The organism is Crocosphaera chwakensis CCY0110, from assembly GCF_000169335.1.
GTDB classification, from domain to species: domain Bacteria; phylum Cyanobacteriota; class Cyanobacteriia; order Cyanobacteriales; family Microcystaceae; genus Crocosphaera; species Crocosphaera chwakensis.
The window spans coordinates 1-13264 of sequence record NZ_AAXW01000092.1; the positions used below are offsets into that span (position 1 = coordinate 1).

9 protein-coding genes and 1 pseudogene are annotated in these 13264 nt (G+C 32.8%); 5 read left to right on the plus strand and 5 right to left on the minus strand.

Annotated features, from left to right (window positions below):
• Nucleotides 1-37 precede the first annotated feature (37 nt).
• From CY0110_RS30230 to CY0110_RS30235, 3 genes are all read right to left on the minus strand, one after another.
• The gene (locus tag CY0110_RS30230; RefSeq protein ID WP_008278628.1) at nt 38-208 is read right to left on the minus strand and encodes a hypothetical protein; all 171 of its coding nucleotides are present in this window, start codon (nt 206-208) and stop codon (nt 38-40) included.
• 160 nt (nt 209-368) lie between these two features.
• Nucleotides 369-1226, minus strand: a complete 858-nt coding sequence (locus tag CY0110_RS26000; protein WP_008278629.1) for a hypothetical protein — start codon at nt 1224-1226, stop codon at nt 369-371.
• Nucleotides 1227-1341: 115 nt separating this feature from the next.
• Nucleotides 1342-1488, minus strand: coding sequence for a hypothetical protein (locus CY0110_RS30235; protein WP_157464663.1), 147 nt, complete (start codon nt 1486-1488; stop codon nt 1342-1344).
• Between the two features lie 426 nt (nt 1489-1914).
• Between CY0110_RS30235 and CY0110_RS26005 the strand changes: the two are divergent.
• Nucleotides 1915-3186: pseudogene (locus tag CY0110_RS26005) on the plus strand (cytochrome P450); the annotation flags it as partial.
• 34 nt (nt 3187-3220) lie between these two features.
• Nucleotides 3221-5674 (plus strand): two-partner secretion domain-containing protein, encoded by a 2454-nt coding sequence (locus CY0110_RS26010; protein WP_083794124.1) that lies wholly within the window; start codon nt 3221-3223, stop codon nt 5672-5674.
• Here CY0110_RS26010 and CY0110_RS26015 read toward each other — a convergent pair.
• Nucleotides 5658-7241: a ShlB/FhaC/HecB family hemolysin secretion/activation protein gene (locus CY0110_RS26015; protein ID WP_008278633.1), complete on the minus strand. Its 1584-nt coding sequence runs from the start codon at nt 7239-7241 to the stop codon at nt 5658-5660. The genes CY0110_RS26010 and CY0110_RS26015 overlap by 17 nt on opposite strands.
• A 314-nt stretch (nt 7242-7555) precedes the next feature.
• Between CY0110_RS26015 and CY0110_RS26020 the strand changes: the two genes are divergently transcribed.
• Entirely contained in the window at nt 7556-8179 is a 624-nt protein-coding gene (locus tag CY0110_RS26020) for a response regulator (RefSeq protein WP_008278634.1), read from the plus strand.
• Between the two features lie 19 nt (nt 8180-8198).
• Here CY0110_RS26020 and CY0110_RS26025 read toward each other — a convergent pair whose 3' ends face one another.
• Nucleotides 8199-10403: a CHAT domain-containing protein gene (locus CY0110_RS26025; RefSeq protein WP_008278635.1), complete on the minus strand. Its 2205-nt coding sequence runs from the start codon at nt 10401-10403 to the stop codon at nt 8199-8201.
• 504 nt (nt 10404-10907) lie between these two features.
• On the opposite strand from CY0110_RS26025, the gene CY0110_RS26035 reads away from it, so the two are divergent.
• On the plus strand, nt 10908-11315 hold the full coding sequence (locus CY0110_RS26035; RefSeq protein WP_008278637.1) for a DUF928 domain-containing protein: 408 nt from the start codon (nt 10908-10910) through the stop codon (nt 11313-11315).
• Nucleotides 11272-13264: CHASE2 domain-containing protein (locus tag CY0110_RS28175; RefSeq protein ID WP_008278638.1), on the plus strand; the 1993-nt coding region annotated here is incomplete at its 3' end. The genes CY0110_RS26035 and CY0110_RS28175, both read left to right, overlap by 44 nt.

Consider the following 13264-nt stretch of genomic DNA (forward strand, 5'->3'; position numbering starts at 1 on the left):
TCTTCTGATATTTGAGAAGTTGAATTATTGTCCATTTTTATCCCCATTTTTTACGGTGTTGAAAATAATAATTGAAGCTACTGGTTAGCCCAATAATCATAAGCCATCCGTACAGTGGATCTATTTCTATTCCTAAGATTTCTTTAATGGCAAATCTACTAAGGGTAACAATAACAAAAGACATCCAAAAACAGGCAACAGGTAACATATTGTTTATTAATTAATAACAGCATTAGTATTTAATTTTTCTCATAGCAAACCATGACCCTTGTTGATAGCAACGAAGGCACAAAAAAGTATAGATGCTATTACGAAAAGCCAAGTTTCCGTCAGTCTTAATAGTTGGCGGTATTTGCAAACATCAGAGGCTATTTAACGGTAGCTAAATCCTTAGATTTTGCTGCTTCCATGAATTGTCTAAATTCTTGCATTTGTTCTAAAATCTGTTGGTTTTGTTCTAAAATCTGTTGGTTTTGTTGTTTAAGGTCCTCAATTTCTGTTTGTTGTGATTGGTTCTGTTGCTTTAACTGAGAAATTTCCTCTTGTTGCTCTTGTTTCTCTTGAATGAGTTGCTTGACTTGCTGTTCTAGTTCGTCTCGTTGACGTTCAGCAAATTTAGCGCGATCGCCTGGAGAAAGAATGGCTAAGGGGTCTAAGTTTCTTTCTTTAAGGAAGGGGAACAAATTTTCGGTAACAATGGGTTGTTCTTCGACACTTGAAAGAACCTGAGCTTTGAATTCTTCCAATGATTCAGGAGTAAAATGATAGTCCTTTTTGTCGAGAATAACTTGAAAGCCCTCTTCTTCTACTATTTGATGGAGTTTGAGAACCCGTTTAGTGCGTTTGGGCTTAGGGAGTATTTTAGAAGCTACACGCTTCCAGATATTAGGGGAAAGAATTTCATTTCCCTTCTTATGAAAGGATTCCTGCGATCGCTCAATAATATTTTTGTACCATTCTTGTAGTTCTTCGAGATTTAACTGTGAAAGGGTGAACCATAGTTTTTCCTCGATAAATTTAAAAGGGGCATTGAGAATTTTGTGGTGCCAATCGTGAGATAGACTGTCCCACCATTCAACTAGCTTGATGTAGGATTGAACAAGTTTTTCGCCCCCACAGTTTTTAAAGAATCGAGCAATCTCCTTTTCGTCTGTGAGTTCTTTTAGGTTCTGCTGAAAGGTTCTTCCCAAGTCGAGGTTTTGTTCAAGGCGCATTTTTAATAACATGATTTTTCTCCAAGGGTTCAAAAAAAGGTGCATACATTTATCGCAACCATAGACACCTTACAAAGTCGGGACTGGTTTCAGTCAATAACGAATGAATATTCAGCTAAGCTCTAAGCTAAGCACTTTCTGTAACGAAAAAGCGCACCATCAATAATCTACTTCGTGGTGCGCCCTTAAAATCTTTGAAAAATTGACGAAATAATTTTTCCCACGACAAACCAGTGGGGAAAAATCCATGAAATAAGGAAACAAGTTGTAACATCTTCAAGGCTCCTTTGCTGTGTTAGTACAGTAATCGGGCAAGTCGCTTTCGATGCTACTAACATCGAAATGCTGGCCCCCCAATGGGGGGTTAAAAGCATTATACAAGAAAAAGCTGAGTGGTATGAAATATCGGTTCTTGGTTATGACCCAAAATTTTTTCATAATGAAATAAACACAATAAAATTTTCGTTTCTAAAATAAATATACAGAAAAAACTTACTAAAATCAATATTTACCTAGATTAGTAGGTAATTTGTTGAATGAGATAGAACGTAATACCTGTATAGAGTCAGAAGCTAAAAATTAAATTTAAAACAAGATTTAGAGTGTAATTTAGAAACAAAAAGTGTAAAATGAGTAAAATTAGTAATTAAAGTAAGATGAAAAAAAAAATAGACAAAACCTTTCTCTTCCTCCAGGATCTTTTGGATGGCCTATTATTGGAGAGTTAATTCCATTCTTATTCGATAAAAAATTTGCAGATAAGAGGTTTCGTCAATACGGGAAACTATTTAAGACAAAAATTGGCAATAAACCAGCAATATTTGCTTATGGGAATGAAAATAACAGATTTTTATTAACTAGCAAAGATATTAAAGTAAAATTACCAAAAAGCACTGAAATGCTATTTGGTAATTCTTCTATTAGTGTACAAGTAGGAGAAATTCATAAACAAAGGCGACAAATTTTATATGAAGTATTTAAACCTCGGATGTTAGATAGTTATTTTAATACGATGGTAAAAATAACTGAAAAATATCTCGACTATTGGATGAAACAAGAGAATATAGTTTGGTATCCTGAGATTGAAAACTATACCTTCGATCTTGCCTTTAAATTTTTAATTGGATTAGATAAAGCTTCTGAAAGTTCTTTCAAACCCCTTTATGAGCAATGGCAAAAAGGTATATTTAGTTTAAATACGATCAAATTACCGTGGACTAAATTTGGTAAAGCCTGGAAAGCTCGAAACTTATTAAAAAAAGAATTAAAAGAGATTATTATCAAACGACAAAAAGAACAGGAGGCAAACGATAGCGATGCTTTAGATATTCTTATTAAAGCTAAAGATGAAGACGGTAAACAGTTATTAGTAGATGAGATTAGCGATCATCTATTGAACATTTTATTTGCTGGATACGGGACTCTAACCTCTACTTTAGCCTCTTTTTGCCGTTTAATGGCTCAAGAAGGAGAAATACTAGGTAAAATTAGAGAAGAACAACAAAGATTTCCCAAACAATTAACGATAATGCAGTTAAAAGAAATGCCTTATTTAGACTTAGTGTTGAAAGAACTACTGAGAACTAATACACCTGTTGGTACTGGTTTTAGACAGACGATAAATAATTGTGAGATAAATGGATATCATATTCCTAAAAATTGGTTTATCTTTTACCAAATTAGCAATACTCATAAAGATACTGATATATATCAAGATCCTGATGTATTCGATCCTGATAGATTTGGTTTAGATAGAGCAGAAGGGGAAAAACCTTTTAGTTATTTACCTTTTGGTGGAGGAATCAGAGAATGTTTAGGAAAGGACTTCGCTAGATTGGAAATGAAGATTTTTTCTTCACTTTTGGTTCGTAAATGCCAATGGGATCTACTTCCCAATCAAAATCTAGAAATTGAATTTACTCCAGTAGCAAAGCCGAAAGATGGATTAAAAGTTAAAATATCCTCATATTGAAATCATTGATTTTTAATAAACAAGTGTGGTGATTATGATGACAATTACGAATCAGTGTGTTGTTAGTAGTATTTTGGCAATGGGAGCTTATTTTTCTTCTTTATCTCCAGTTACAGCCCAAATTATCGCAGATCCATCAACAGGGTCATTAACATTACCAAATGGTAACATAATCAGCATTCAAGGCGGAATACAATTAGGAAGTAATCTATTCCACAGTTTTCAAGAATTTAGCGTTACGGAAGGACAAACTGCTATTTTTGCCAACCCTAGCCAAGTTCAAAATATTTTCAGTCGAATTACAGGAAATAATCCCTCTTCAATTTTAGGTACTTTAGGAGTAGCTGGAACCGCTAATTTGTTTTTTTTCAATCCTAATGGCATTGTTTTTGGACCTAATTCGACACTAGCAATATCAGGTTCTTTTTTTGGTTCAACTGCAAGAGGAATTATTTTTGAAGATGGATCGGAATTTACTACCGAGAATATCGATAATCGACAAGCTTTTATGACTGTAACTCACCCTGTTGCTTTTATGTTCAAAAACCCTGGAGATATTAACATTAATGGAAATGGACACACTTTCTCAAGTTCTTTTCCCAACGATGGATTTCCTTCAACTTTTGCTCCTCTTACGGAGATAGAAGGAGCAACAGCAACGACAGTAATACCAGGAGGTACAATTTCGTTAATTGGAAATAATATTAATTTTGAGGGGGGAGTTCTCAGAACTTTAGACCGTAGAATTGAATTAGCTGCTGTAAAAAAAGGGATAGTAAAGTTTGACCAATTAAATAATTTTGATTATGGTCAAACGAAATCTTTAGGAAATATTAATTTCTTTTCAAAATCTGCTATTAGTAGCAGTGCTTTTGGTAATTCTGGGGTTAATGGAGGAATTACTTTAACGGCTAAACAAATTAATTTATCTGATAGTTCTTTGATATTAATGCAAAATTTTTCAGAAAATACCTTAAGAGATATTAGTATTAACACAAACTCATTAAATGTGAATAATAACCTTGTTTCTCAAAACATTAACACAGGTATAATAGTCCAGACATTAGGATTAGGAAACGGAGGAAATATTAATATTTCCTCTAATAATATTAATGTAGTAAATGGGGCAACTATTAATACGACTACTTTTTCAGTTAATGGAGGAAATATTAGTATTAATAGCGATAAAATAAACGTAAATGGAGAATCTGCCCAAAATGATTCATCTAGTATTGGGACAACTACTTTTGGATTGGGAAAAGGAGGTGAAGTATCAATAGTTACAGATCAATTGGAGGTTCTAAATGCAGGAGCGGTAATTACTTTTAGTTTTGGATTGGGAAATGCCGGAAGTATTATTGTTAACGCTGATTCTATTGATTTACTACGAAATAATCAAGATAATATAACGCCTTCGCAGTTAGTTTCTTTTGGATTTGCTCAAGGAGATAGTGGAAGTATTACCGTTAATACTGATCAATTAAAGATAGTTGATGGGGGGACATTGGTAACTGGAGGATTTGCACAAGGTAATGCAGGAAACTTAAGTATTAATGCTAATTCTATAGAAATTAAAGGGCCTAACATAGAAGTCATAACCCTAGCATTGGATGATTTTTTGAGTTCTCCAGAGCGATTACTGTCTGGAGTCATTGGATCAGGAATTTTTCTACCTACTCCTGATACTCCAGTTGAATCATTACAAGGTCAGTCAGGTGATATTGTAATTAATACCAATAATTTATCTATATCAGATAATGGCATCATTTCTAATGGGAATTTAGGAATCGGAAATGCAGGTAAAATACAAATAAATAGTGATAATATTAATCTCAATAATTTTAGCTTAATCTCCTCAAATACCAATTCTGGAAATGGAGGAGATATTTTAATTTCTACTAAGTCTATTTCTCTAAATCAAAGCAGGATAGTATCTAGTTCTGAAGGGCAAGCTACTGGAGATGGCGGAAATATTTTTATTGATGCTGATGAAACATTGTTATTAAGAAATAATAGTAGAGTTGCTTCTAATGCTTTTCTAGGAAATGGTGGAAATATTTTTATTAGCGCAAAAGCTATTTTACAAGACTCAACTAGCGAAATAACTGCAAATTCTGAATTAGGAATTGATGGTCAAGTTGAAATTGAAGCTCTAGAAAATGAGGATCAAAATAATATTAGTGATCCTATATCTTTTAATAATAAAAATAATTCCGAGCTAATATCTAGCTGTTTAAATCGTCCGAATCAAGTCAACAAGTTTGTTGTACGCGGAAATGGTGGATTACCTCAGAATCCTTATGACGGGATTGAGCAAATTACGTGGTTAGGATTAGATGAAGAAGTTGACTGGTCAGCGACGCAAGGGGAAGGGGTAACTCCTTCAGCTAACGCAATCATCAAGACTACAGACGGTCGGATCATAGCAGTTTATATGGAACCCGATAGAAAAGAAACCTGTAGTTTTAACCTCAAAACTGCCAGTTAAAGCCACCTCTGATACCAAACGGTTCTTCCAATTCATCGACAACATCTATCAACGGAAGTCCATAATAAGCAGAAACAGAAAAGCTTCCCCATGAAAAACCTAACTCTACTCCAGAACTAGCCAAGGTTTGTTTGGGAAGTATAGAATCTTCCGATTCCCATACATATCCAGCTTCTAGAAAAGGAACAAGTTTAATTTCCCACCCTACAAATTTATCCTTGAAGGCAGTCCAGGGAACTTGAGCAGAACCCACAATACAATTATCATTACGAAAAGCTTGTCGCGCATATCCCCGAACCGCGCCGTTACCAAATTGGCTGCCCCCAATTTTGCACTGCTCCTGTGGAAATAATATTTGATCAGCAAATTGTGATTCTACTCGGAAAGAAAATAGTAAATTCTCAGAGAATGCTTGTAAAAAATCAAAATCTAATTGAGTGTAAAAAAAACTCCGCTCAATTCCTACATTGAATTGAGCTTTTAGGCTAAAAACCTGATTAGGAGAGCGATTGATCCATTGTGGAGAAAATCTGAGAACTTGATACTCTGCTATTCCGTTGGGAAATCGTTCATCAAACTCAAATCTTTCTCCTAAAATAAAATTTTCACTCCGATGGTAATCATAGCTTAAGGATAAGAGCAAAGAATTATTTTTATTATCAATGACAGGATGTTGTAAGTCTAAGCCTACAGTTGTTACATCATTTTCAAAGTCAAATAAGTTTAGTGGTTCGACAACTATTTCATTAGATTCAATTTGTCCTCTAAACTGTAATCTGGTATTTTCAGAGGTTACAGGAAAATTAAAAGAAATATATCCTAAATCTTTACCTTCTGATTTGCCATATTGAAGTAAGAATTCTTGTCCCCCTCCAAACAAATTTTTATTGTTATAAGTGAAAAGTCCCTCTTCAGAGCCTGTCCCGGCCGGTGCGGTGTTATTTCCTTGAAAAGATAGAGTTTGAGGTAAAGTTTCTTCAATATTTAAGACGAGAATACTTAAATTTTTCTGACTGCCTTCTTGAAGATCACTGTTTAAACTCTTAATCAGAGGATCTCGTGATAATTTATCTAAATTATTTGATAAATGAAAATTATTTAAAGGCTTTTCATAAGCGGAATTTAATCTAGATAAAATATAGTTTTTGTCTAGCTTTTTTGCTCCATTAATTTCAATTTCTTCTAGAGAACCTTCAAAAACTTCTATAATTAAAATTCCTTCATTTAATTGATCTTGGGGAGGAAAATTAGCCCATGATGTTATGTAGCCTTGATTTTTATAGATTGTACTAATAAAAGTAGCTAGTTCTAATCCTGCTGCCAACAGATCATCTAATTGTTGATATTCTCTCTGCCAGTTTTTATTAATATTATTTTTCTGTTCTTCAGTCAAAATTGAGCTATTTTTAATAATTATATTGTCTATTGTATAGGTTTCGCTATTTTGATTAGCAGATAATACGAGTCTTCGGTCTTTCGGACTTTGGGGATAGGGATCGGTTTCTAGAGCAACAGCACAGGGTAAAAAAATATTTAATATTGTGATTAATGTCAAGAGTAGTAACATGAAAAATCACCTAGATTTTAACTCAATTTAGTAAGTAAAATTATTATCAAAATATCAAAGATGTTTTATTTTTGTCAAACAATTTCTGTAAATTATAAATTTTTAGAGTAATAAATTTTTCTAAAATTTTTAATTAGAGAATAGATATTTGACCACTATCCCTTGGCGATCCCGAAGGGAGCTGCTCCGCAGTAGCGCATAAATCTTTAAAAGAAGAAATCAACAATATTTTCAAAATATAACTTTTTATTATGAAGATAGAAGAGGCTTGTTTTGATACAATGCAGTAACATGGACAAATCTGCATATTTTCTATGAAACAGACTAAGACAGGAGAAAAAATCGAAAAAAAAGAGAGTAAAGTGCAAGAAATAACTAATATTCTCTTTGTTGATACTGAAATAGGTACTCGCCATTTAATTACTAACTATATCAACAACAATGAAAGCGATTCACTCAAAGCCTTTGCAGCAGGAAGCGTAGCTGAGGCAGTGCGAATACTTTGGGATAATAAAGACAATTTAGAGATACATATAATAGTAGTTTCGTACTTCTTGTCGGGGCGAACATCGGGAATTGAGTTAATAGAAATAATTCGACAATTAGGATTTAAGGATATCCCTATTTTTATGCTCACAAGGAGAGATGTAGAGCCAGAACTAGACAGAGCGCAATTTTGGGGAGTCAGAGGATTTTTTAACAAAACAACTATAACGTCGGATGAGATTGTCAAGAAACTGAGACGATATATAAAAGAAGTGATGCTATATGAAGCAGAAATTTATGAGGAAAAAAATCGCCTTGTTAAGAATAAGAGCGGAGAGAGTCAATATAGGTTCTTGAGATGGACTTCCCCCAGAGGAAAAAATCGAGGGATTTGTCTTGGGAGAAGCGATGGAGCGTTTGATGAAAATGAAGAAGATTTTGACGAAGAGTAAAGAAATGATAATAAAGTAATCACGGGACCAAAAGAACATAACCAGCCCAGTCGTAAGGGTGTTGATTATCACTCTGTAACATAGCTAATTGGGCTTTTCTAAGAGCTTCAATGGGGGGATATTCTTGTTGATAGAAACGATAAAAATGAGGAGTTAAATCTGCACTATCTGTATCTCCTACTCGCCACAAGGTACTGATAACATTGTTAGTCCCGGTACGAATGGATAGTCCTCCCATGCCTAAAATTGTTCGATCATTTCCAACAGCCGTTTCGCATCCGCTCAACACCAACAAATTAAGAGGGAGATTGTTCTTAAGCAATAAAGTTTCTAGCTCAGATAAAGACAGTTTCTGATCGTATGTTAAGAGATAGGATTGTTCAGCATTGCCCCCAAAACGCCCATGAGTGGCTAGATGAAGAAATGAAATAGATTCTTCTTCAGAGACAGAATTTAACAAATTCTCATAAGTAAACGAATCATTAATGGTAATCTCCATATTAGTTAAGAATTGTATCTGTTGAACTTCTTGTAAAACTCCTGGTAAATCAGGCCAGTTAACGTCATCAGCTTTTGAGGAAGTTGATAAACCAAAAATTTTGCCAGTATCAGCTATTTTAATTGAGTTAGATTGACCTAAACCAAGAGAAAAAGCCAACTGAAACTTTTCAATTAAATAAGTTTCTCCACTCATTAAGGCTGCGAAAGGCAGATTTTGTAAAACCCCTGACGGCTGAATAAAAAGAGTTTTAATTTTATTTTTTGCTAACTGATTTTCAAGAGGAGAAATAAGTTTTTCATAAAGTATATTAGCTGTCTTCCTATAATCTTCAGTGATCTCAAACTTTAATTCAGACCGCCATTGAGTGGCTAATTTTTGTAACTCAGATTGAGTTAAATCAAGTTTATAGTGAGATAAGTTATTTTCAGGAAGTTCTAGGATAACGTAAGTCTGTTCAGGTAAAGAAACAAAATAAACAAAAGCTTGACCTGTCTCTAGAGTATTAAATGAATCTAAATCCAGAGGACAAGGAGCATTAAAATAATTCTCAACTAAGGCTATCTGGTATTGTTGTAAGATTTCCTTAAGCTTGAGTAAATCCGTTGAAGATTGAGCTTGTTGTAAACCGAGTTCTAAAGCTTCTAAATACAAAGGCTCTATATCTTGAGTAAATTGACCTTGTTGACGTATTTCTGCTAATTCAGGGCGCAAACGATCAAGAGTTTTAAGAGCGTTAATATAGGAAGATAAAGCTTTTTCTTTATCTTTTTGTTGAAGAGAAATCTTAGCGGATTCCCATTGCCACAAATAAAGACTATCCCAGGCTCCTATCTGCATGGCAGTCTGTTGAGCTTCTAGAAATAGGGTAGAAGCTCTGGGTAAATTTCCCTTGGCTTTAAATTCCTTTCCTAAAGCACCTAAAGCAAAACTAAGAAGTCTTTTATTTTGTGTTTTACGGGCAACTTCTAGAGCAAATTGAGGTCGTCCTAATTGTAAATACAATTCTCCTTTTGATAGAGATAAAGGAAGTTCTTTTACTTTTAGGAATAACTGATTTTTAGAAAATTTAGATTGCTCTTTTAATAAAATTTGAGTGCGTAAAAAATCGACTCCCTGTAAAGTTTCACTTAAAGCTAAAGATTGTTCTACAGCTTTTTGATGTTCTTGATTGATCTTATTAATCTGTTGTGAAAGTTCAGCGACTGTTTTATCATTTATTTTATCATTCCAAAGTCTTGCCCATTGAATATCTTGTGTCAATTCTTCAATCCATAATTTTTGTGTAGTAATTAAATTGTTCAAAACGTGAAGTTTAGGAGAATTATTTAGCTCAGGTAAGGCTTGATTATAGTAAGAATTAGCTTGTTGATATTTTCCTTTTTTAGAATAAATATTACCGAGTATGCCACTAATTATACTTTTTTTACTTAAACTATCCCTAGAAGAATTAAAAGCATCTAGAGCTAATTTTTCCGCTTGAGCTAATTTTCCTTTATTCAGCAATAATTGCGCTAAATTAGCTTTAATAGAGCTAATGTTACTTGATTCATGGGATTTTTCTAATAAATCTTCTAAAATAGCAATAGCCTCGTCAAATAGACCTAAATTAGCATAAGACGAGGACAAATATTGTAATAATGTTGGATGAGGATCAAGTTGTTTTTCTAAAGAAATAATTTGATGATAATTCCCTCTATTGTATAATTCGCTAATGTATTGCAATTGAAATGATGTATTCTCACTAATTTCTGCTGTAACTAAATTTGTCTTTAGTAATATAAGAAGGGTAAAAAAAAATAAATAATTATCTTAGTCCTAATCTTCATAATCTAATAGAGAATTAAAATTAAACTAGCTAGAATGGTCACAGTCTAAAAATTTGGCTATGATTGAATTTAAACTATAAACCGAAAAATAGCAACATACTTTTATTTGAAATCAAAATTACTGACAAATATTAGATAATGGTCTTTAATTAATTATGAAAATAGCCATTTATAGTATCATAATATCTCAAATACTGCTAAATACCCTAACTACAGTAGCTGAATCACAGGGAAATAGAAACAATGCACAAGAAAATAGACAAGAATCGTCAACTGACAGTGAAAATATCGAACTCCAGAGAATGAAGGTTATAAACCCCCCAGTGATGCAACGGAAAGGCAAAATATCGAGTTCCAGGGAAAACGGGGAGGGACAGAAAAAATATTAAAATTAAAGGTTTTGGCTCCCTCTGACCATAAAGGACAAACGCTAAAATCCTACCCTGAATTTTGGATTGATGTCGAAACGCTCCCTGAATACCCGCTCCAAATTAACTTAATTGCCAAGAAAGGGGCTAAAAGTGTATGGAGAGAGGACATAAATCCAAAGTCGAATCTATTTGCCGTTAAGTATCCAGAAAACCTGCCTCCCCTAGAGCCTGGAGTCTATATTTTGGCAGTAGGTTATAAATGTCCCGAAAGTTGTCAATCGTTAAGGATGTCGTTTGCCATTGTTAAGGATGAAAACCTTACTCGATTATTACAAGAAACAATATCAATAGAAGAAAAAATTAAACTATTAGCGGAAAAAGGATTTTGGTTTGATGCACAATCGCTTATCATTAATCAATTGGTTAAAAAGTATTAACTCTAATAAGCTTTTTCAAGTAACTTTGATATCAATTATTATTAGCTCAGGAATTTGGGAGATTAGAGGATTAAATTTAAAGATTCTAGATATAGAACAATGGGATTTAAAAATATTTGACTACTTTTTTGCCTTAAAACCTCAAGACAAACCTGACAATAGAATTGTTATTATAGGAGTTGAAGAAGAGGATATTAGAGAATTTGGCTACCCTATTCCTGATGGAACTTTAGCCCAACTGTTATTAAAAGTCACAGAGAATAAAATAGAAAAAAGAAAAGAAAAAGAGGATGAACTACACTTTAGTCCGATTATTGGATTAGACATAATTCGAGATATTCCAGTGCCTCCTGGCCATAAACAATTGAGAGAAGTTTTTCAAACAACGCCTAATCTTATCGGAGTAGGCTCAACTTTAACGAAGGGAGAACAAACCCTAGAATTTCCTCCAGTTCTGTTGGAAAAAAATCAAGTGGGAGATATAGCTGTACCAGTTGATAGAGATTTAATTATAAGAAAAGGATTTTTATGGCCTAACTTAAAAAACCATCCAGAAATTCCTAGTTTGTCTCTTAAACTAGCCTTGATGTACCTATCAAATCAGGGAATTAAACCGAAGCATTCAGAGATTAATAACAAATGGATGCAATTAAAAGAAACTTCATTTCCAATATTTAGACCGACAGATGGAGGCTACGTTAGTGATGAAGGAGGTGGGTATCAAATTCTAATAAATTGGAGAAAAAATGGTAAACCTTTTCCAAAATATTCTTTACTTGACGTATTAAATGATGAGAATAATAAGATAGATTTTACCAACAAAATTGTTCTTATCGCTGGTACTGCCCCTAGTATAAATGATACCTTTATTACTCCTTTGTCGTTGACAGATAAAAAATTACCTAAAAAAACTTATGGGGTTTCCAATATCGCTCATTTAACCAGTCAAATTATTAGTTCAGTTCTAGACGAAAGACCGTTAATCAAAAGTATTCCTGATTGGGTAGAATTACTAGAATTATGGCTTTGGACTTTGGGAATTTCATTTATTTTGATAAAAGTTAATTCAGATCCTTTTCAATACCTTATTAACATATTGTTGGTAATAGGAGGAAGTTCTGTTATCGTATTTAGTATTCATTATATTTTATTTTTAAATGGATACTGGATTCCCTTAGCTCCAATTTTTCTAAGTACAGTTTTGACTGGAATCTTCTATTTATTATTAAGTCTTTATAAAAATAAAAAAACAGATTTGACTGGGATGCTCTGTTTATTATTAAGTGTTCGTGAATATCAAAAGATAAATTCGATCATTACAAAATTCAATTCAATTCTAACGAATCAATTAGCTAATCCGATTTTTCAAATAAGAGAAACTTTTTCCAACTTAACTCTATCGCAAGAATTATCATCACAAGAATCAAAACAAATGCTTGACTATATGACGAATTTGGTAATATTAAAAGAAAGTGGAGAAAAAGTGATTAATATAGTTCAAAACACTTTTCCATCTTTTGAAGATGGAACTCCAATTAATTGTACTAATTTCAATAATTGGATTGAAAAGATAGTTTTTAAAATTATTGATGAAATGCGATCAAATTTTGGTTGTTTAGAAATTGCTCAAATAGAATTTAGAAAAGAGTATGATTCAAAATTATTTCAAAAATGTGTTATTAATTCACAATTAGAATTTATTATTAGAAGTATTCTGAAAAATGCTGTTGAATCAGTTTTTTATAAATATGAAGAAGAATTAAATTATCAACCTAAGATTACTATAAAAAGTATTTTAGTTAATTTTCAGCAAATAAATGTAATTATTCAAGACAATGGCTTTGGTATTCCATCTAAGCATGAAAATTTAGTATTTAAACCTTTTTTTACGACGAAAAATCAAGAACAACATAGTGGATTAAGTTTATACTATTGTGAGGAAATTATCA

Excerpts from the sequence above, each read along its gene's own strand:
- CY0110_RS26015 (WP_008278633.1), bottom strand. The coding sequence starts at position 7,241 with ATGTTACTACTCTTGACATTAATCACAATATTAAATATTTTTTTACCC.
- CY0110_RS26010 (WP_083794124.1), top strand. The coding sequence starts at position 3,221 with ATGATGACAATTACGAATCAGTGTGTTGTTAGTAGTATTTTGGCAATG.
- CY0110_RS30235 (WP_157464663.1), bottom strand. The coding sequence starts at position 1,488 with ATGTTACAACTTGTTTCCTTATTTCATGGATTTTTCCCCACTGGTTTG.
- CY0110_RS26000 (WP_008278629.1), bottom strand. The coding sequence starts at position 1,226 with ATGTTATTAAAAATGCGCCTTGAACAAAACCTCGACTTGGGAAGAACC.
- CY0110_RS30230 (WP_008278628.1), bottom strand. The coding sequence starts at position 208 with ATGTTACCTGTTGCCTGTTTTTGGATGTCTTTTGTTATTGTTACCCTT.
- CY0110_RS26020 (WP_008278634.1), top strand. The coding sequence starts at position 7,556 with ATGAAACAGACTAAGACAGGAGAAAAAATCGAAAAAAAAGAGAGTAAA.